Raw genomic sequence first — 20,590 nt, 5'->3', positions numbered from 1 at the left:
TCAGAATCTTTAGTATCTATTGCGTATTTTAATTCCTGTATTTGTTAGAGCAGGAAGGTGCTGTAATATCAATATCATGAATTCGAACGACTATTAAAGTTCCATTTGCATTCTGCCATTTATACTCATAGCCATAGTTTCCAGTATAGCCTTTTGGAGAAAATAATTTACGAATCTGAGCATTATTTGGAATAGTGATGAGATTTGAACCATCAGCGCGATTGATTGTATTACCAGATAATGTACAAGGATTAAAACCTAGTGGATCAAACCAAGTTAACGGATTCGGCGCATACTGATACAGATTCAAATCGCCCAGCAACCCAATCGGGTCTAGCTGAGTAAATCTACCTATATCCGGATCATAATACCTGAAAGTATTGTAATGTAAGCCGGTTTCTCTGTCTAAATATTGTCCCTGATATCTGAGGTTTTGCTCTATGGGTTCGTGTTCGATTTCATGAATCCGCTTTCCCCATAACTGAAAGCTACATTCCCACAGTATTTTACCGTTTGCATCGATAAGTTCTTCCGGACAGCCATTCAGGTCGGTGTGGAAGTAGCGGATATGTTGTTCTTGGTTGCCGTCTGTGTCTATCCGCGCCAGTGGTTCGTAGCTGTTCTGGTCGGTATAGATATACAGGCTGGTGGGGTGATTCGAGCCGGTTTCCTGAATCATTCTTAAGCCGTCCCACAGGAAGCGGGTACGGTTGTAGGGTTGGCCTTCGCGGTCTATCTGATGTTTTTCGATACGCCGGCCAAGGGCGTCGTAGACGTAGCCGTAACGCTGACTGCGGCCTGTTTGTTCGATGCGTACTTCGCTCAGGCGGTGTTCAGCATCGTAGTGGTAGTGCAGGGTTGTGCCGATGGTCTGTTTGCTGGCAGTTCTGCCGTGCTCGTCGTAGCGGTAGTGGTGTCCTCTGAAATGCAGGAGCTGGTTACAGCGAATCAGGTTGTGATTACTGTAGTCTTCTCTGTATTTGCTGTCCAGCAGGTTGGCAGCGGCATCGTATTGCAGGTTTTCCCAGTATCTCTGATTACGGCAGCCTTCGATTCTGCCAGTGTGATCATAGCGGTAATCGGTCTGGCGTGTTTGCTGTGTTTTTTGCTTACCAATCGGTCGAGGTTGTCGTACTGGTAGCTGCGTTCGAGCAGGATATCAGGCAGGATGGGATTCTGATTGCGCTGTATCTGTTTGCATTGCAGCCGGCTGTTGCGGTCGTATTTGAACTGGGTGTTCAGGCGTCCCTGAGTGCGTAATATTTCGCGGTGCAGGTGGTCGCGTTCGATATCGCTGATGATGTTGCCGTCGATATTTATCTGGTGCAAGTGTCCGGAATCATAATACAGTTTGTCGATGGCTCGCCTATCCGGCAGGGTAGTGGCGATATGGTTGCCCAATGGTTTGGTCGTAGCTTAGTTGTTATTTACGCCCGTCCAGATAGGTTTGTTCAATTAATCAGCCAGCAATCTTATATTGGAAACAGTTAAAAGTTATTCAAGAAAGAGAAATCATTCCTACTTTTCCATCCGGTGATAAACAAATAACTATTCCTTTTCCTTCCAGTCGAACTACATCACAAATTTTATTTACATTCCAATTTTTTATTTTAGCTAGCTCTAGCCAATTATTAAGTTTCCAGCTATTTATTCTACCAAGAATTACCATCTTTTTTCTAAAACCATGCATGTCAATATCTATACTTATTACAGTGTTATTTTTAGATAAAATATTGACATTGCCATATAGATGGCTAAATATTTTTGATTTTCTGTTCAGTCTTGCTACAGGTAATTCTGGTTCTCCCATCGTTTCATAAATAAGAGAATCAGATGATCCGACATGCAATTTTTTGATGTGTAGACTGTTAATAATATCCATTAACTCTATTTGAAATATGGGGTTCCATTCTTCATTCATTATGAGTAACCTATTTTAACATTATAGCTTTGTTCATTACGTCCAATCTCAATATTACCCAAAGATTTGTAGCTTATGATATCTGCATTAAAATCTATCATTTAGATGATCCTTTTTAATAAAATTATCCCTTTTTTACCTTATAAGCCCTTCTCTTTTAAATTTCGCTATCAACTCACGTCCTTTTTCAGAAAGTTCTAATTTTTTTAAACGCACCTGAATTATTTTTTTCGAAGACATAAAAAAGTATTTAGAATCGTTCATCAAAAAATCTATATAATCATCAGAATAAGGAACATTAGGATCAAAACCTTCGATTTCGGTTTTAATAATTTTTGTTAAAAATTCATCAAAGGAATTAGCGACAAGTTTTAAATCTAGATTCTGCTCTAAATAACCATTTCTGACTGTCATATCAAAATATAGGTCATTAACTTCATGATCCCAATGATAAACTTTGCCATTTGGATACAAACAAAGTAAATCTCCGAAATTTAGAGATGCTATAGCAATGGACCGTTTAGGGATTCTATTTAAATACATCCAGTTATTAGCAATTACATCTTCCCGATCTAGTTTCCTAGAGAATCCGAACATTACTTCAAGCGGAAGTAATTCACCTTGACAGTCAATGGAGTAATCAAACAGATCCTCATCAAAAGCAATGACATTATATTTCTTTAAAAATTTAATATAAGAATTATGAGAATCTGTTGTAATTTTTAATTTAGAAATAAGCTTATCAATATTTCTTGGCACAGCATATTTTGATTCAAACATTCGATTTCCTTTAATACCATTCATAATTAAGAACTAATTTACTAGCAACTTAATAGTCCTTGTTTTATAGTTTTGCTTCATTAAAAGTTACCAATCTATCAGATAATTATGAATTTTTATACTATGATGATATCTAATTAAATTAACTTGAATTAAGTACTATTTTATGATCACATTTTTAGTTATCAATGATAATTAAACCTTCTCTTATATCAAAAACGAATATTGTTATAATTATTAATTAGTTTTATCTTTTATAGTTATATTTATAATGATATTAATATTAACAAAGTGATACTATTTATCATTAGGCAATAAAAAAGGATTCAAACATGAGTAAAATATTTGATGATAATTCACAGACCATTGGCCATACACCTTTAGTTCGTTTAAAACATTTCGGACAAGGAAATATATTAGCCAAGGTAGAATCTCGTAATCCTAGCTTCAGTATCAAGTGTCGCATTGCATCAAATATGATTTGGGATGCTGAGAAACGTGGTTTATTAAACCCTGATGTTGAACTTATCGAGCCAACCAGTGGTAATACTGGTATCGCACTTGCCGCGGTTGCAGCTGCTCGTGGATATAAATTAACCTTAACCATGCCTGAAAGCATGAGCATTGAACGCCGTAAACTTTTAAAAGCTTTAGGTGCTAATCTCGTGTTAACCGACGCAGCTAAAGGAATGAAAGGCGCAATCGAAAAAGCGGAAGAGATTGTTGCTAGTAATCCTAAACACAATATTATGCTTCAACAATTCAGTAATGCCGCTAATCCAGAAATTCATGAAAAAACTACTGGGCCAGAAATCTGGCTTGATACTGACGGACAAGTCGATATTTTTGTTGCTGGGGTCGGTACTGGTGGGACTTTTACTGGTGTAACTAAATACATTAAAAAAACTCAAGGTAAAAACATCACTGCAGTAGCAGTTGAACCAAGTACTTCACCTGTTATTAGCCAAGCACTTGCTGGTGAGCCAATCAAACCAGGACCACATAAAATACAAGGTATTGGTGCAGGATTCATTCCTGATAATTTAGATTTAAGTTTGATTGATTTGGTCGAAAAAGTAAGCAATGAAGATGCTATCGATACTGCGCGGCTATTAATGGAAAAAGAAGGTATTTTAGCAGGAATTTCTTCTGGTGCCGCCGTATTTGCCGCCGACCGCTTAGCTCGTTTGCCTGAAAATGCCGATAAAACTATTGTGGTGATACTACCATCATCAGGCGAACGTTATCTTAGTACTGATCTATTTAGTGGGATTTTCACCGAGAAAGAACTCGGTTAATTCAGTTAGATTATTCAATAGAAACAAAACACCGCTCTTGAGCGGTGTTTTATTAAATGATAAAGAGTTAAGCTATTATCTTATTCGATCAAATTTAAACGTCTTGAATAATACCAAAATGTCGATAAGCATGAGGCGTAGCAATTCGGCCTCTCGGTGTTCTTTGGATATAACCTTGTTGAATCAAAAATGGTTCTAACACATCTTCAATGGTTTCACGTTCTTCACCTATTGCAGCTGCAATATTATCTAATCCTACCGGCCCACCCATAAATTTTTCGATAATAGCCAGAAGTAACTTACGATCCATATAATCAAAGCCTTCATTATCTACATCTAACATATCTAATGCTTGAGTGGCAATTCGTTCATCAATAACGCCTTTAGATTTGACATCTGCATAATCCCTAACTCGCCGTAATAAACGGTTAGCAATCCGTGGCGTACCTCGCGAACGCTTGGCTATTAGGTAAGCACCTTCTTTAGAAAGATCCATACCTAAAAATTTTGCACTACGACTAACAATATATTCCAAATCTTCTACACGATAAAACTCAAGTCGCTGCACAATACCAAAGCGATCACGTAATGGCGATGTTAATGAGCCAGCTCGAGTCGTTGCGCCAATAAGGGTAAAAGGTGGCAGATCAATTTTAATTGAACGTGCTGCAGGCCCTTCACCAATCATAATATCAAGTTGATAATCTTCCATTGCTGGATATAAGATTTCTTCAACAACTGGCGATAATCGATGAATTTCATCAATAAATAACACATCATTAGGTTCTAAATTGGTTAGCATAGCAGCTAAATCACCCGCTTTTTCCAACACTGGGCCTGATGTGGTACGTAAATTAACATTCATTTCATTAGCAACAATATTTGCCAATGTCGTTTTACCTAGACCTGGAGGGCCAAATATTAAAACATGATCAAGTGCGTCACTACGCTGTTTAGCAGCTTGAATAAAAATTTTCATCTGCTCACGAACTTGAGGTTGGCCAATATACTCATCCAAATACTTAGGACGAATGGCTCGATCTAAAGACTCTTCTTCTTTTTGTGCCTGTGGAGCAATTAAACGATCCGCTTCAATCATTATCAATACCTACTTTACAATACTGACTTTAATGCTTCACGTATTAGCATTTCACAATCCATTTCTGGTCTAATGACTTTACTAATAATACGGCTGGCTTCTTGTGGTTTATAACCCAAAGCAATAAGTGCTGAAACAGCTTCACTTTCAATTTGATTTGATGATTTTTTAATATCACCAATATCAATAGCTGGGTTAACATTTGATAGTTCTTCACCAAAGCGTTTAACACGATCTTTCATTTCAACAATTAATCGTTCAGCGGTTTTAGTCCCCACACCTGGTAATTTGACCAATGTTTTAATTTCACCTTGTTCAACAGCATTAATAAATTGTGCTGCTGACATTCCAGATAAAATCGCCAGCGCTAATTTTGGGCCAACGCCATTAACTTTAATTAATTCGCGAAATAACTCTCGCTCTTGTTCATGATTAAAACCATAAAGTACTTGAGCATCTTCTCGAACAGCAAAATGCGTTAACACAATCACTTCTTTGCCATTGTCGGGTAACGCATAAAAACAGGTCATTGGCATAAAAACTTCATAGCCAACACCACCAACTTCAATTAATACTTTGGGTGGTTGTTTCTCAATAATGATTCCACGTAAACGACCTATCACAATATATCCTTAATAAGTTAATATTGATTACATAAGTTTGATTAAAATAACCCTAAATTAAATAATATTTAAGATTCTAGATTAATCAAATTGATATGATCAACATTGAAAGTGAATTGAATGTAATTGTCAGTTAGTTTACCTGATAGGAAAAAATTAATAAAGAAAAACTGTATAAATAGACAGGAGATAAAAAGAAATTTTGCCGACCATGTCGGCAAAATGGATAAGACGATATCGGATTAGTTTTTCAACTTAAAATGGCATTTTAAAGCCTGGTGGTAATTGCATGCCGCCAGTTACTTGAGCCATTCTTTCTTTTTGCGCTTCTTCTAAACGACGAGTTGCATCATTGTAAGCAGCCGCAATCAAATCTTCTAGCATTTCTTTATCATCTTCAGTTAATAAAGATGGATCAATTTCCACACGTTTACAACTGTGTGCACCATTTACAGTCACTTTAACGATACCTGCACCAGACTCACCGGTAACTTCTAATTTAGCAATTTCTTCCTGAGCTTGCTGCATTTTGGCTTGCATCTGTTGGGCTTGCTTCATCAAATTACCCAAGCCACCTTTTCCACCTGAAAACATAATTATTCCTCGTTAATAATATTTAGCCCGTAATTATACAGGACGAATACTCGCTTCATCAATCTTCGCATCAAAATATTGACAAATCATTTCGACTTTAGCGTCTTGATTAATAGTCTGTTTAGCTTGTTCAAGCTTTTGTTGATATAAATCTTCACGCATTTCTAACGGCGTTTTATTTTCTTGATTATCATCAATAACAATTTTTAAGTTTAATGGTTTTTGACGATATGCAGATAAAGCAGATTCAAGTTTTGTGCAATTTGCCGGTGATTTTATCAAGTGTTTTACTGACGAACGCATATGCAAAACAATATTATTGTCATCAATTTGTTCAAAATAAGAGTTAATTGCGATTTGTTTAATTAATGGCGCAAGTTCTAATTGTTCAATTTCAGCACACCACGCGTCTTTTTCAGCCATTTCAACAATTAGTTTTTTAGTCATTTCTGGCGTTTTATCAACTTTTAAAGAATCGCATAATGTTTTTGCATCAAGTGCAGGTTCATTTTTCGTTTCAACTAAGCCACAAGCTTGCCATTGATAATTTTCGGCAGTTATCTCTTCTTGTTTTGCTTCCTCATCATTTTTTTCAATATTATTGCCTAACTTGTTGGCAAGCTGCTGAGCGTCATCCCGTTTACTGTTAATTAAAGAATTAGATGGTTGATGGTGATCAACCAATTCAGGCTTTTTTGGTTTTTGTTCCTCTTTAATTAACTGCATTCGCATCTCTAAAATATTTTTAGTGATTGATGATGCATCATCGGGAAGTGATATTTCTGGTTGTGAAACAGTATTTTCATCACTAGTAACTGGTCTTACTATTGTATTGTCATTCAATTGCTGATTTTCAATAGCTGGCTTAACAGTTTGCCTAAGAGACGCGGCTTCATTTACGCTTTGTGATGAAGGTGTCACAACCTGATCTGATTGTGTTCTAATAGGCGATTCAGCTTTTTTTGTCGGTATAGTAGCTGTTGCAGCTGGTGGCTTAATTGCATCGACATTTTTAGGCATAAATGCTAAAGCGCGTAAAAAACTCATTTCAACACCCATTTTTTTATCTGGTGCAAAAGCAAGTTCTTTTCGGCCCATTAATAAAATTTGATAAAACAGTTGCACATCATTAGGAGCCATATATTGAGCTAAGAAGCGTAACTGTTCTTCATTGTCTGTATAATCACCCAATGCTGTCGGCACAACTTGTAATAAGGCAATTTGATGTAACAAAGCAATAGATTCGGCTAATAAATTATCCCAATCCGCACCTTGTAAAGCAGCTGCTTCAATCTGTTGCATCAAAGTATTACCATCATTTTGATAAAGAGCATTGATTAATGAAAAAGGAATTGATTTATCTAAAGTACCAAGCATAGAGGCTGCTGACACAGCATCGATTTTACCATTACCAAGCGCTATTGCTTGATCGGTTAAACTTAATGCATCGCGCATACTACCATTTGCTGCTTTAGCTAACAGCTGTATTGCTCGCGGTTCACTTTCAATTTGTTCTAATTGCAAAATATGTTTTAGTTGCTCAGCAATTAATGATGTATCAAGCACATTTAAATGCAGATGCAGACAGCGAGATAAAATAGTGATAGGTAATTTTTGCGGATCAGTTGTTGCTAATAAAAACTTAACGTGTTCTGGTGGCTCTTCCAATGTTTTTAATAAAGCATTGAAGCTACTACGAGAGAGCATATGGACTTCATCGATTAAGTAAACTTTAAAACGTCCTTTGCTTGGCAAATATTGAATATTATCTAAAATTTCCCGAGTATCTTCGACTTTAGTACGTGATGCGGCATCAATTTCGAGTAAGTCAACAAATCGACCCTGTTCAATCTCACGACAATTATCACAAACACCACAAGGGGTTGCCGTTATACCACTTTCACAATTTAAACCTTTGGCTAATAATCGAGCAATCGAAGTTTTACCTACACCTCGAGTACCAGAGAACAGATAAGCGTGATGAACTCGACCAAGAGAAAGAGCATTAGATAAAATTTTTAAAACATGCTGCTGTCCTACTACTTCAGAAAATGATTTTGGTCGCCACTTACGTGCTAAGACTTGATAACTCATAATCACCGTTACTTATTACTAATAAATTTTGCTAATCATACCATAAAGTGTCAATGTAGTCTTTAAGATGCCGATAACCGATTCGATATTAGGTGAGATTTTTAAGCAATAAAATACCCTTTGCACAAATTTTGAAACTATTAGGCTGTTTTGAAGGATTAATTATTGAAAAATGATTTATCAACCTTCAAACAGTCAATCGAAGGTTGATAAGTAAAGGAAATAATCAATTGATGATTAATCATGAATGGTTAATCTTGATTTAAAAAAGCCCATGCATATTGTGCATAAAATTCTGCACCTAATGCCATGCCATCTTCGTCGACATTAAAACAGCCATGGTGATGTGGCCATTGAGTATCTTTTTCAGGATTACCTGATCCGACTAGAGCAAATGCACCAGGAATGTTTTGCGTATAATAACTAAAATCTTCACCGCCGGTAGTTGGTGCTTCAAAATACAATGCATCTTCGCCAAATGATTCAACAATGACTTTTTGTGCTAATAGAGCGCTTTCTTTATCGTTAATAACCGGTAAAGTACCATAGATATACTCAACTTCAGCTGTCGCTCTATACATGGCTGCAACTTGGTTAGCATAACGTCTAATTGCAGCTTCAATTTTCTCACGCACTGCAACATTAAAGCATCTCACCGTTCCTTCTAAAACCGCATTTTCAGCAATTACGTTAAAGCGCGTACCCACATCCATTCGACCTATAGTAACAACCGCAGGATCGAGAGGCGATATTTCACGAGAAACAATTGATTGAACATTCATAACAAATGCAGATGCAACCATAACCGCATCCACTGTGTCATGAGGCATTGAACCATGACCTCCACGCCCTTTAAATCTAACTGTTAATAGATCTGCTGAAGCAAAGCTTGAACCAACAACACAAGATACTTTACCTACCGGCATTTGTGACCATATATGCATACCAAAAGCGCTATCAACACCTTCAAGTACACCTTGTTCGATCATCCCTTTTGCCCCTTGAGCAATTTCTTCAGCCGGCTGAAATACTAACCGTACATTACCTTTTAACTGTTCACGGATAGAATATAACGTTTTAGCAGCCGTTAGCAACATAGCTGTATGAGTATCATGTCCACAAGCATGCATTTTGCCATCAATAGTGGATTGATAATCAATATTGGTACTTAATTCCTTAACCGGTAAAGCATCAATATCTGCCCTAAGTAAGATTGTTTTACCTGGTTTACCGCCTTGAATATCAGCAATAATTCCAGTCGGCTTAGTGCGTCGATAAGTAATACCAATTTTATCAAGTTCTTCAGCAATTCTATCGGTGGTTCTAAATTCTTCCCACGGTAGTTCTGGATGACGATGTAAATCACGACGAAACGCGATCATGTCGTTAATATTCTGTTTTATTGAATCTTTAATAGTTTGATTAATCATGTTACTACCTTTTATATATTTCATATGTATTCATTTAATAGTGCACATATTTGCACAAATCTACAAGTTGAATCTGATAATTAAATTTCCAACTATTTTATTGGTGTTAACGGGCCAACAATCATATTAACCATGATGCCAGCTAATACAACTGATACCATCGTTACTGAAATAAATCCGCCAATTAACATTGGTGGTAACATATGGCTGGTTAATACCTCTTTTTCTTTTGGATCTTTGGTTAAGTTATTAATGACCTCGTTAGTGATAATATAATCGGCCGGAAATCCATATAATGCAGTTAAGGCGATCGAAAAAGCCATTTCTTTACTTACTTTTAAAACTTTACCGACAATAACCGAGAAAATAAACATCCCAATAACGGCAGAAAGAATAAAAACAATTAAAGGTGTGATAAGCCTAATTAACATATCAGGCGTTGCTCGACTCAAAGTATCAAAAATAAATAACATCAATCCCATTACTGCCAGCCCGAAACCACCGGCTTTCTTTAAAGGATGACGCTCTAAAAAACCTAAAGAAGCAGCAACAACACCAAATAATAAACATAAGACAAATGGACTAATACTGACGACTGGTTTTAATACTTCCGACACTGAATAAGCTAAAAAACCGACTATTGCAATACGCAAAAAGATAAAGTACGAAGAATTATAACTCGCTGGAATTTTAGCAAACAGACTAGGCATTGGATTTTCATCAGTAGTTGCAGTTTGCTTATCCATAGTAGTAACATCTTTTTCAACTACCCAAGTCCCTTCATGATATTTTTTCAATACACGGCGGCCTTCTTTTTTCAGCATAATTGATGTTAATGGATAACCAATAAAACCTTGCATTACATAAATTATAATTGCAAATACAGCCAAATCTGGCAATCCAGCTTCGGTTGCCCCTTTAGCCATAATAATAGCTGAAACAATACCACCGACTAATGGTGGAATAGCGACAATAATGGTATTGAGATCAAAAAATAGATATCCAACAATAATAGCAATAACAATAATACCCACAATCCCAGAAAGCGATATGAGTATTGTCTTCCATTGTAGTATCAACTCATTTATTGATAACAAAGTTCCCATGTTCACAATCAATAAATACATAAACATAACAGCTACCACATTTGGAATACCTGCTCGAGCAACAATATCAGTTGGAAAAAATGTCCAATAACCTAATAAAAACAGTACCGCGCAAATAAAAACTGAAGGTACCCAAGCTTTAGTTCGTGTTGAAACAACATCACCTAGATATAAAATAATAAGCAATAAAACTAATGCCAACATCTGTGGCATATCATTCATAGTGGGCATAAAAACTCCATTTTTAATAAATTAAATTAAAAAAATTAATTAAAATGATATAAAAATGGCTATTATAGATAATATTTTAAACATTGTTATATGTTTTTTATCATAAAATCATTAATTTCGTCTAAGAAAAGATTACCATATTTTTCTAATTTGATTTTACCAACACCAGTAACATTAATCAGTTGTTTCTTACTTTCAGGTTTGATTTGCACCATCTCAAGCAAGGTTGCATCACTGAATACAACATAAGGGGCAATATCCTCCATATCAGCAATTTCTTTGCGTAACCGCTTAAGATTATTGAATAATATTCGTTCTTCATAAGATAATATCGTGGTTAAATTAATCGCTCGAGCATAACGATTTAAGCGACTTTTCTTCACAATTTCTAAACGTGGTTTTGCTAAAGATAAAGCGACTTGACCTTTAAGAATCGCACGTGCTTGTTCGGTCAATTGTAACGTAGTAAAGGTGGAAATATTTTGACTCACATATCCCAAATAAATTAATTGTCTAATTACACTAAGCCAATAATCAGAAGAATGCGCTTTTCCTATTCCATAAACCGATAATTTATCATGACCATTTTCTTTAATTTGTGAGCGAGAAGATCCTCGTAACACATCGACAACATATTGAGCACCATAACGTTGCTCAACTCGGTATATGCAAGAAAGTATTTTTTGTGCATCAATTAATCCATCATAATGCTCGGGAGGATAAAGACAGATATCACAGTTGTTGCAAGGTTCGATTCTATTCTCACCAAAATAGTTAAGTAATACGGTACGCCGACAAGTCATACTTTGGGCGAATGACTCCATGGATTGAATCTTATGTAACTCAACTTGCTTATGTTTATTCTCTGGTTTATCAGCAATTTGTCGATGATACCAGTTTAGATCTTTACTATTAAATAATAAAAGAGCCTCTGCCGGAACGCCATCACGTCCTGCTCGACCAGTTTCTTGATAATATGCCTCAATCGTTCTTGGGCAATCAGCATGTACCACAAAACGAACATTGGGTTTATTAATTCCCATCCCGAAAGCGACAGTAGCAACAATAATTTGCACATTATCTTTCAAAAAACTTTCTTGTGCTTGTTGACGCTCAGCAGTGGTTAAACCAGCATGATAAGCAACGACAGAGAATCCTCTCGCAGCCAGTCTGGTTGTCATATCCTCAACTTTGGAACGACTAGAACAGTAGACAATACCACTATTCCCTTTTTGGGTTTCAATAAAAGAGACAACTTGCTCAGTAAGATTAAATTTTTCAACTACCGTATAACGTATATTTGGCCGATCAAAACTACGCACCACCACTAACGGATCGATTAAATTAAGCTGATTAATCACATCTGCTTGAGTCAATTTATCGGCGGTTGCTGTTAACGCGATAATTGGAACTTCGGGAAAACGCAATGATAAATGGTTTAATTGACGATAGTCAGGCCTAAAGTCATGCCCCCATTGTGAAATGCAATGCGCTTCATCAATAGCGATTAATGATGGAGGATGAGCAGTAATTAATGAAGAAAAGGACGACACGGCCAGTCGCTCAGGTGAAATATATAATAATTTAATTGTGTGATTTAAATACTGTTCAATAATGTTTTGTTGCTCTTCTGGAGATTGAGTCGCATTTAAAAAAGCCGCCGAAATTCCATTAACGATTAATTGATCAACTTGATCCTTCATTAACGAAATAAGTGGCGAAATAACCAACGCAGTACCAGGCAATACTACTGCCGGAATCTGATAACAAAGTGATTTACCGCCACCTGTTGGAATAATGGTTAAAGTATCTCGTCCGGCAATAACTGATTCGATAATATCTCTTTGCTGATTTCTAAACGATTTGTACCCAAAAACATTATGTAAAACGTCCTCAATCTGATCTTTAAATGACATACTAACCTAAACCAGTAATACCTTATCTATTTTCAAGGAGTATAACGAATTTGAAATTAACAAACCACCGTGAATTTACATTTATTTACAATTCATAAAAAATTGCACTATCCCTAAACGATTATCATCGGGAAATAAAATTGGTAAAAATCGGATTTTGTATATTATTTGATTAATAACATTGACTGTTTTTCCAACAAACAAACTCAAAAGATTAAAAAAACAGCTATTTTTGATTTTTTTACTTGAAACAAAACAGTTTGCCAGCTAATATTTGCGTGTTTCAAATGTACGCCCGTAGCTCAGTTGGTTAGAGCATCACCTTGACATGGTGGGGGTCAGTGGTTCGAGTCCACCCGGGCGTACCAATTCAAAGCCTTATCCTACAAGACTTACAAGAAATTTAAATCGCCTTTTAAAAAACTGCTGGGGTAAAATAGGGGTAAAACCTCTACCAGTAAGTTTGTATTTTTAATATTAAAATTTCTAAATTTTCGATCTGCTTGCCAATATTTAATGTCACAAATTCACATAAAAATATTTTTTATTTATGATAAATAAACCCAATTGTACAAAAATTTGTATTTAAAACGTTAAACATTAAATTCCCGCAAAATTTTGTTTTATTTTTTTAATTAGTCAACTGAGGTAAATTAGTTTAATGATTCTAAATATCGTGTGATAGTAGCTAAATGAAATACGTATAAATACCACAATGCTTTTTTTTTCTAGTTTGTGTGCATTTAGTTTGGCGATAACGAATCAAATATAGATAAAATGGAATTGATAAACAAAATGAACTAAACCCTACAGCTTCTAAATTAATAACATTTACTGATAGCAAAAAAACCAAAATTACCTACTAGTTGATTTAACATTGCTATTTTTACTACCAGTTATTAAATTATTTACGCGATAAATTGCATAAAGCGAAACACAATAGTTGTGCAAATATAAACAAATTAAATGCTGTCATATATTAAATTATAGGAAAAGCATTAGCTAAATTTTCTTAAATGATAATAACAATATTGCAACATGCAAAAAACAGTTTAATGATAAAAAAAGATGCGCAAAAAACCCCTTTCCTCACTTTTTTATTAATTAAATTCTACTAATCCAAACCCTATTCCAATTTAGCTTTCGTCAATAATTTCTACTTCTTGGGGTAATTGGGGCGTCCGTCCATAATAGGTATAAGACTTATTTGGTTTTATTCTTTTTTTGAATTCAGGACTTTGTGGATCATCAAACAACAATGGATCTCTTTTACGATTCATTTCTCTAAAAGCATAGTCCTCATCAGCATGCATATGTCGCCATGAATTTCGATAACCTAAGGTTGCATAGATACGATTGTTTATAAATGAAGAGCGCATACCCAATAAAATAAAACAAGTAATAACAAAACAGATATAAATAACCAAAAATAACAGAGTAATAAAAATAAAATCACTACCATCATCAAAAATAGCTATTATCATAAAAATAATATAAGGAAATATCAGTAGGCAACAAATCAATAGACAACCCTTAAATAATTCTAAGGTTGATGAACAATTCCCTTTAGGAAAAAACAAAGCATGGTATTTGGGCATTCGCACAGCATAAACAAAATACTTATTTTTTTCGGTCTGTTCGACAACCATTTCAACATAGTCGCCATTCTTAAAAATAATATCTTCTAATTTTCCTTCAACTTTAATATTACCAACATAACAACAAAAGTATGTACCTTTAATTAGTTTTCTTTGTAGAGCTTTAGATGGTATAAAAATAACAACCATGTCTCTTATAATTGTATAAAATAATAAAAGAATGGCCATAATGAACCCACCGTATTCATCAATAAATGCTTTTGTAAGATTACCTGAATGCTGTTCAACTTTAGTTTTAGTTTTTTCGAATACCGTTAAATAATTAACTCTTCCTTTTAATAAACAATAATATTTAGCCATTAACTTCCCTAAATCCATCTAGTTAATTGTTCCATACTCCATACAGTGTATGATTATTTATATGAGTTATATTACTATATTATTTGCTATCTTATCACTTAAAGCGAAATAAAATAATTTTATAAATTATACAATTAGGTAGTTTATTGAGGAAGAAAAGAGATAAGTAAGTTAATACAACTTTGACCCCAGTAGGAATCGAACCTACAACTAGCCCTTAGGAGGGGCTTGTTATATCCATTTAACTATGAGGTCATCAAGGCTATTTATTCTAATAAATTTATCAAGGCAATATCAATCAAATAATGAAAAATTTTCTATTTCAAGCAAACATGATACAATCGCTGCATCCAACACTTTATCATTTGTATTCGGTAGCATTATGAGAAAAAAAATTATAGGTATGATGTTCTCGGTTTTAGCGTTGACAGGTTGTGCGACCTATCAGGCTGAAACAAATAGTTATAGTGACCCATTATCGGGTTTTAATAAAACAATGTTTAATGTTAACTACTATGCGCTTGATCCTTATATTTTGCGCCCAGCTGCCGTAGCGTGGAAAGATTATGTTCCAACACCAGTACGTAAAGGAGTAGTTAATTTTTCCTCTAACCTTTCTGAACCTGCATCGATGGTAAATAGTGCTTTACAAGGTGAAGGACATGAAGCAGGTAAACATTTAGCAAGGTTCTTTATTAACACTGTTTTTGGTGTTGCCGGTTTATTTGATGTTGCAAGTGTGGCAGACCCTCAATTGCAAAAAGGTTCTAAACGTGGTTTTGGTGACACATTAGGCCATTACGATGTCCCTTATGGCCCTTATGTTGTATTACCTTTCTATGGTTCAGCAACACTTCGTCAAGAAGGTGGTAATCTGGTTGATACTTTATATCCACCACTTGTTTGGATAGATTGGCAATGGGCACTGGTTCGCGGTGTATTTGATGGCATTGAAGCTCGAGCTGTGGCCATTGAGTATGAAGATTTAATTAAAAATAGTGATGATCCATACAACTTTATGCGTAATGCTTACTTCCAGCGCAATGATTTTAATGCTTCAGGCGGTAAAGTTGATGAACAAAAAGAACAACAACGTCAACAAAGCATTAATGGCATTCTTGATGAAATTGATGCCCAATAAATAGTAAGATTTATTAATAATTAACGCCGATTTATTCGGCGTTTTTTATTTGCCTTGCATTTCGGGTAAATGGTGCCAGAACCGTCTAGGCATATTTTGCCTTTGTAATCTTGGATTAATTCGTTCTTTTATGGTTAAGGCCTGACAATAACGATTCCACATGGTTTGAAACAATTTTTCATCATCAGTTAGATAATCTTGGTTAATTTGCTTATTAACGATCAGAGGATCGTTATCGTTTAACCAGATTTGCTCAATCTTATCTAAATCATAAAAATAACCATATTGGCGTTTTTCATCATAAATTGCCCATTTTTGATCAGCATAACGATCTTTAAAAAATCGTGTGGTTAACGGTAAAGCGTTATATATAGGCTCTATAACCGCAAAGTAAATTTTGTCATTATTATCACAACTGTTTGCTGGATTTTGGATACTATTGAAGCGAACAAATTGCTGAATATGATGTTTTTCTTTATTTACCTTTTTAGCTATATCATAAACAGCTAACACATCCGCATCAGCAAAATCAGTTTCAATCGAATTGGTTGACTTGAATACTTTACAAATATAGCGAAAGATAATTAAATCACTTTCAGGTAATTCTGATAGCCAAGTAAACAAGAGTTGATTTAGCGCAATCTGTGATAATTTTTTTTGCAGTGCAGTATAAACACGCTCATATTTACTGTTGCGATACTCAACTTGATGAAAATCAGTAACCAAAAGTGGCACATCTTCTCCCTCAGCTAATAAACATTCAGGCATTTTTTTTAGTTTAAATGCATCAAACACCGCACACATTAGTCCTTCGAAAGACTTATCATAATAGAACGCCAGCATAAATTACCATCCCATAACTAGTTGCTGTGGAAGGGCTTGTTGTTTTACTTCAAGACGAGGCAAATCTTGTAAACTAAGACGGATATATTCGGCGGATGAATCAAGTACTTTAAATGTATTCATTTCATGGCAAATAATAAAAAACTGCGCTCGTTTTAGCACCACACCAATACGTTTGAGCGCCTCTTTATTTAGTTTTCGATGTCGCCTTGCCATAACAATTAATTTTGCTGATTTAACGCCAATTCCTGGCACCCGTAGAATTTTTTGATAACTATCCCGATTGATATCAACCGGAAAAAATTGCGGATTACGAATCGCCCAAGATAATTTGGGATCAACAGTCAAATCAAGATCTGGATGTTCATCATTTACAATTTCATCGACACTGAAATCATAAAAACGAAGTAACCAATCTGCCTGATATAAACGATTTTCTCGCACTCTTGGTACTTCTTGCAAAACAGGTAATCGCTTATCATAACCATTCACAGGAATAAATCCCGAATAGTAAACCCGCTTCATACTTGGTCGCTTATATAGTTTGGCGGTGAGCTGTAAAATTTGATTATCAGTTTCATCTGTCGCGCCAATAATCACCTGAGTACTTTGCCCAGCAGGAACAAATTTTGGTGTTGATTTGATTTTTTTACGATCTTCAATATTTTCTAGCAAATTTTGCTGAATATGTCGCATTGGTTGATAAATGGTTTGATGATCTTTATCTGGCGCCAATAATTTTAAATTTCGCTCGGTAGGGATCTCTAAATTGACACTCATTCGATCAACGAGTAAACCTGCTTCACGAATTAATTCATTACTTGCACCTGGAATCGCCTTCATATGAATATAACCATTAAAGTTATATTCTTGCCGTAATATTTTGACCACCCGAATCATTTTTTCCATCGTGTGATCAGCACTACGTACAATACCCGAGCTTAAAAACAGCCCTTCAATATAATTGCGACGATAAAATTCAATCGTCAGTTCCGCTAATTCTTTTGGTGTAAATCCTGCACGAGGAATATCATTACTCTGGCGATTGATACAATAAGCACAGTCAAACATGCAATAATTCGTTAACATGATTTTCAACAGTGAAACACAGCGACCATCAGCAGTAAATGAATGGCAAATACCACAGCGAGAAGCACTACCAATACCTTTATTTTTATTACTGCGTGAAGTACCACTTGAGGCACATGAAATGTCATATTTTGCAGATTCGGCTAAGATCTCAAGCTTTGAGATCATTTTTTCTTGAATCATAATTATCACCAATAACTGTATATATTTACAGTATTATAATTATTTTATTGCCGTTAGCAAGTTAATAATCAGATCGAATTTAAAAATTTTTATTCAATAAACTTGCGATTAAGACTGATTTAATCAAAATTTCATTAATAGAATGTAAATATATTCATATTGATTGATTTATTGACCGGTTATCCCAATTTTATTTATTAACTTAACAAATAAAATCAATCTGGGGGTATTGTTCAGCTTACAAGTGTACGCTATAATCAGACCAATTTTTCATATGAAGCCAGTTAACTTAGGAGTAGAGCATTAGATGAAACGTGTAGTAATTACAGGATTAGGTATTCTTTCAAGCATTGGGAATAATACCAAAGAAGTTTTAGAATCGTTAAGAGTAGGCCGAAGTGGTATTACTTTTTCGCAAGAAATGAAAGATAGCGGAATGCGTAGTCATGTTTGTGGTAATGTAAAATTAGATACAACTGGATTAATCGATCGAAAAGTCGTCCGTTTTATGAACGATGCTTCTATTTATGGATATCTTGCGCTACAACAAGCAATCGAAGATGCAAAATTAACCCCAGAGCAAGTATCTAATCCACGCACAGGTCTTATCGCTGGTTATGGTGGCTCAACCAAAACTCAATATAATGTTGTTGCCGGCATGAAAGAAAAAGGTTTAAGGGGTGTTGGGCCTTATGCAGTAACAAAATCTATGTCATCGGCAATTTCTGCATGTTTAGCGACACCATTTAAAATTAAAGGAGTTAGCTACTCAATGACTTCAGCTTGTGCAACATCAGTACACTGTATTGGCCATGCAGCTGAACTTATTCAACTTGGTAAACAAGATATCGTGTTTGCTGGTGGTGGTGAAGAACTATGTTGGGAAATGTCATGCGAATTTGATGCTATGGGGGCATTATCAACTAAATATAACGACACACCAGAAAAAGCATCACGTGCTTATGATAAAAACCGTGATGGTTTTGTAATCGCAGGCGGTGCCGGAATGGTAGTAGTTGAAGAACTTGAGCATGCTCTTGCCCGTGGTGCACATATCTATGGTGAACTCGTTGGTTATGGGGCAACATCTGATGGTTATGACATGGTTGCGCCATCTGGTGAAGGGGCAATGCGTTGTATGCAGCTTGCTATTCAAGATCTTGATGGACCAGTTGATTATATCAATACTCATGGTACCTCAACTCCAGTTGGTGATGTCAAAGAATTATGGGCAATCAAACAAGTATTTGGTGATAACATCCCTGCTATCTCTTCAACTAAATCCATGACTGGTCACTCATTAAGTGCTACCGGAGCACAAGAATTGATTTATTCATTACTTATGCTTGAACACGGCTTTATTACACCAAGTATCAATATTGACGAACTTGCAGATGAAGCAGTAGGCATGAACATTATTACAGAACCAACCGAACGTGAATTAACCACAGTAATGTCTAATAGTTTTGGTTTCGGCGGTACTAATGCGTCAATTGTCATGAAAAAATACCAAGCATAATTGTAAAATTATCTAACCAATAATAAAAAACCGTTCATAACTAGAACGGTTTTTTATTTGACAACGCTATAACTAATTTAGATTTTTAGCTTTTTGAAATGCTTTTGCTTATCTTTTTAGAAATAATTAATATTTTAATCTAGCTATACGGCAGTGAACAAGATTGTAAAGTATTTTGAATTTCTTCAATCTTTCTAAACTACCTATACGGCAGTGAACCATCCAATTTCTACAACGCACTTTCGGATCTGTTTCTAAACTACCTATACGGCAGTGAACCAACTTGAGGAAGAAAGGAAAAAACGCGAACATTTCTAAACTACCTATACGGCAGTGAACAGCTGGATTTTGTTCGTTATAAAACGTGCCTATTTCTAAACTACCTATACGGCAGTGAACCGTACCCAACCGTTGGTTGTGTTTCCGTCTGTTTTCTAAACTACCTATACGGCAGTGAACTTTCGTAGGGGGGCTTTTTTACCCCATATCAATTTCTAAACTACCTATACGGCAGTGAACAAATCTAATCGCAAAATACGGTCGTTGGGTCATTTCTAAACTACCTATACGGCAGTGAACTGGGTTCTGGGACGTGGATTGATGGCGCACCTTTTCTAAACTACCTATACGGCAGTGAACTAGAATCCCATATACTATAAATGTTGTTGGCAAAAAGGCAAAGTCTATTTTTGCCAGTAAAACCCCTTTTTTTAAGCCATTTTTTAATGTATTGATTTTTTTAGAAATTTTATTTTAAGTAAAAAA

Annotated in this window: 17 protein-coding genes, 2 tRNA genes and 1 CRISPR repeat array; of the genes, 5 read left to right on the top strand and 14 right to left on the bottom strand. The window is 35.4% G+C overall.

Annotated features, from left to right (window positions below; all coding sequences use genetic code 11):
* Positions 1–28 precede the first annotated feature (28 nt).
* Entirely contained in the window at positions 29–679 is a 651-nt protein-coding gene (locus H3T80_RS02000) for an RHS repeat domain-containing protein (RefSeq protein WP_198199686.1), read from the bottom strand.
* Between the two features lie 650 nt (positions 680–1,329).
* On the opposite strand from H3T80_RS02000, the gene H3T80_RS01990 reads away from it, so the two are divergent.
* Positions 1,330–1,491 carry a hypothetical protein gene (locus H3T80_RS01990; RefSeq protein ID WP_181414670.1) on the top strand — a complete coding sequence of 54 codons (162 nt, stop codon included), beginning with the start codon at positions 1,330–1,332 and terminating at the stop codon, positions 1,489–1,491.
* A 7-nt stretch (positions 1,492–1,498) separates the two neighbouring features.
* Here H3T80_RS01990 and H3T80_RS01985 read toward each other — a convergent pair whose 3' ends face one another.
* Complete coding sequence (locus tag H3T80_RS01985; RefSeq protein ID WP_110447999.1) at positions 1,499–1,921, bottom strand: hypothetical protein; 423 nt, start codon at positions 1,919–1,921, stop codon at positions 1,499–1,501.
* A gap of 135 nt (positions 1,922–2,056) precedes the next feature.
* Positions 2,057–2,701: an SMI1/KNR4 family protein gene (locus H3T80_RS01980; protein ID WP_181414671.1), complete on the bottom strand. Its 645-nt coding sequence runs from the start codon at positions 2,699–2,701 to the stop codon at positions 2,057–2,059.
* A gap of 332 nt (positions 2,702–3,033) precedes the next feature.
* On the opposite strand from H3T80_RS01980, the gene cysK reads away from it, so the two are divergent.
* Positions 3,034–3,999, top strand: coding sequence for a cysteine synthase A (gene cysK, locus H3T80_RS01975; RefSeq protein ID WP_086364358.1), 966 nt, complete (start codon positions 3,034–3,036; stop codon positions 3,997–3,999).
* A gap of 94 nt (positions 4,000–4,093) precedes the next feature.
* Here the strand turns inward: cysK and ruvB are convergent, their stop codons facing one another.
* The 7 genes from ruvB to recQ form a co-directional block, all read right to left on the bottom strand.
* Complete coding sequence (ruvB, locus tag H3T80_RS01970; RefSeq protein ID WP_065578930.1) at positions 4,094–5,098, bottom strand: Holliday junction branch migration DNA helicase RuvB; 1,005 nt, start codon at positions 5,096–5,098, stop codon at positions 4,094–4,096.
* Positions 5,099–5,112: 14 nt separating this feature from the next.
* Positions 5,113–5,721 (bottom strand): Holliday junction branch migration protein RuvA, encoded by a 609-nt coding sequence (ruvA, locus tag H3T80_RS01965; RefSeq protein WP_110448001.1) that lies wholly within the window; start codon positions 5,719–5,721, stop codon positions 5,113–5,115.
* A 255-nt stretch (positions 5,722–5,976) separates the two neighbouring features.
* Positions 5,977–6,315, bottom strand: a complete 339-nt coding sequence (locus H3T80_RS01960) for a YbaB/EbfC family nucleoid-associated protein (protein WP_086364356.1) — start codon at positions 6,313–6,315, stop codon at positions 5,977–5,979.
* Between the two features lie 33 nt (positions 6,316–6,348).
* Positions 6,349–8,409, bottom strand: coding sequence for a DNA polymerase III subunit gamma/tau (gene dnaX / locus H3T80_RS01955; RefSeq protein ID WP_198199682.1), 2,061 nt, complete (start codon positions 8,407–8,409; stop codon positions 6,349–6,351).
* Positions 8,410–8,660: 251 nt separating this feature from the next.
* A complete protein-coding gene (locus H3T80_RS01950; RefSeq protein ID WP_198201086.1) occupies positions 8,661–9,839 on the bottom strand; it encodes a M20 family metallopeptidase in 1,179 nt (392 codons plus the stop codon).
* Positions 9,840–9,931: 92 nt separating this feature from the next.
* Entirely contained in the window at positions 9,932–11,158 is a 1,227-nt protein-coding gene (locus H3T80_RS01945) for a hypothetical protein (protein WP_367274801.1), read from the bottom strand.
* Positions 11,159–11,262: 104 nt separating this feature from the next.
* Positions 11,263–13,092, bottom strand: a complete 1,830-nt coding sequence (gene recQ / locus H3T80_RS01940) for a DNA helicase RecQ (RefSeq protein ID WP_198199679.1) — start codon at positions 13,090–13,092, stop codon at positions 11,263–11,265.
* Between the two features lie 291 nt (positions 13,093–13,383).
* On the opposite strand from recQ, the gene H3T80_RS01935 reads away from it, so the two are divergent.
* Positions 13,384–13,460, top strand: a tRNA-Val gene (locus H3T80_RS01935).
* 768 nt (positions 13,461–14,228) lie between these two features.
* Here H3T80_RS01935 and H3T80_RS01930 read toward each other — a convergent pair.
* Positions 14,229–15,050, bottom strand: coding sequence for a hypothetical protein (locus H3T80_RS01930; RefSeq protein ID WP_198199678.1), 822 nt, complete (start codon positions 15,048–15,050; stop codon positions 14,229–14,231).
* A 183-nt stretch (positions 15,051–15,233) separates the two neighbouring features.
* Positions 15,234–15,305, bottom strand: a tRNA-Arg gene (locus H3T80_RS01925).
* Positions 15,306–15,432: 127 nt separating this feature from the next.
* On the opposite strand from H3T80_RS01925, the gene H3T80_RS01920 reads away from it, so the two are divergent.
* Positions 15,433–16,191: an MlaA family lipoprotein gene (locus tag H3T80_RS01920; RefSeq protein ID WP_198199677.1), complete on the top strand. Its 759-nt coding sequence runs from the start codon at positions 15,433–15,435 to the stop codon at positions 16,189–16,191.
* Positions 16,192–16,236: 45 nt separating this feature from the next.
* On the opposite strand, the gene H3T80_RS01915 is transcribed toward H3T80_RS01920, so the two are convergent.
* Together H3T80_RS01915 and H3T80_RS01910 are read right to left on the bottom strand one after the other, a co-directional pair.
* Positions 16,237–17,034, bottom strand: a complete 798-nt coding sequence (locus H3T80_RS01915; RefSeq protein ID WP_110448007.1) for a TIGR03915 family putative DNA repair protein — start codon at positions 17,032–17,034, stop codon at positions 16,237–16,239.
* A gap of 3 nt (positions 17,035–17,037) precedes the next feature.
* Positions 17,038–18,303: a putative DNA modification/repair radical SAM protein gene (locus H3T80_RS01910; protein WP_367274802.1), complete on the bottom strand. Its 1,266-nt coding sequence runs from the start codon at positions 18,301–18,303 to the stop codon at positions 17,038–17,040.
* 310 nt (positions 18,304–18,613) lie between these two features.
* Here H3T80_RS01910 and fabB point away from each other — a divergent pair, with 310 nt between their 5' ends.
* The gene (gene fabB / locus H3T80_RS01905; protein WP_110448008.1) at positions 18,614–19,825 is read left to right on the top strand and encodes a beta-ketoacyl-ACP synthase I; all 1,212 of its coding nucleotides are present in this window, start codon (positions 18,614–18,616) and stop codon (positions 19,823–19,825) included.
* A gap of 131 nt (positions 19,826–19,956) precedes the next feature.
* Positions 19,957–20,464: direct repeats of the CRISPR family, unit length 28 nt; unit sequence TTTCTAAACTACCTATACGGCAGTGAAC.
* Positions 20,465–20,590 lie beyond the last annotated feature (126 nt).

The sequence above is a fragment of the Gilliamella sp. W8145 genome (assembly GCF_016101145.1).
Classification (GTDB): domain Bacteria; phylum Pseudomonadota; class Gammaproteobacteria; order Enterobacterales; family Orbaceae; genus Gilliamella; species Gilliamella apis_A.
This window is presented reverse-complemented; position numbering and strand designations above follow the sequence as displayed.

Excerpts from the sequence above, each read along its gene's own strand:
- H3T80_RS02000 (WP_198199686.1), bottom strand. The coding sequence starts at position 679 with ATGATTCAGGAAACCGGCTCGAATCACCCCACCAGCCTGTATATCTAT.
- H3T80_RS01985 (WP_110447999.1), bottom strand. The coding sequence starts at position 1,921 with ATGAATGAAGAATGGAACCCCATATTTCAAATAGAGTTAATGGATATT.
- H3T80_RS01980 (WP_181414671.1), bottom strand. The coding sequence starts at position 2,701 with ATGTTTGAATCAAAATATGCTGTGCCAAGAAATATTGATAAGCTTATT.
- cysK (WP_086364358.1), top strand. The coding sequence starts at position 3,034 with ATGAGTAAAATATTTGATGATAATTCACAGACCATTGGCCATACACCT.
- ruvB (WP_065578930.1), bottom strand. The coding sequence starts at position 5,098 with ATGATTGAAGCGGATCGTTTAATTGCTCCACAGGCACAAAAAGAAGAA.
- H3T80_RS01960 (WP_086364356.1), bottom strand. The coding sequence starts at position 6,315 with ATGTTTTCAGGTGGAAAAGGTGGCTTGGGTAATTTGATGAAGCAAGCC.
- dnaX (WP_198199682.1), bottom strand. The coding sequence starts at position 8,409 with ATGAGTTATCAAGTCTTAGCACGTAAGTGGCGACCAAAATCATTTTCT.
- H3T80_RS01950 (WP_198201086.1), bottom strand. The coding sequence starts at position 9,839 with ATGATTAATCAAACTATTAAAGATTCAATAAAACAGAATATTAACGAC.
- H3T80_RS01945 (WP_367274801.1), bottom strand. The coding sequence starts at position 11,158 with ATGCCACAGATGTTGGCATTAGTTTTATTGCTTATTATTTTATATCTA.
- recQ (WP_198199679.1), bottom strand. The coding sequence starts at position 13,092 with ATGTCATTTAAAGATCAGATTGAGGACGTTTTACATAATGTTTTTGGG.
- H3T80_RS01930 (WP_198199678.1), bottom strand. The coding sequence starts at position 15,050 with ATGGCTAAATATTATTGTTTATTAAAAGGAAGAGTTAATTATTTAACG.
- H3T80_RS01920 (WP_198199677.1), top strand. The coding sequence starts at position 15,433 with ATGAGAAAAAAAATTATAGGTATGATGTTCTCGGTTTTAGCGTTGACA.
- H3T80_RS01915 (WP_110448007.1), bottom strand. The coding sequence starts at position 17,034 with ATGCTGGCGTTCTATTATGATAAGTCTTTCGAAGGACTAATGTGTGCG.
- fabB (WP_110448008.1), top strand. The coding sequence starts at position 18,614 with ATGAAACGTGTAGTAATTACAGGATTAGGTATTCTTTCAAGCATTGGG.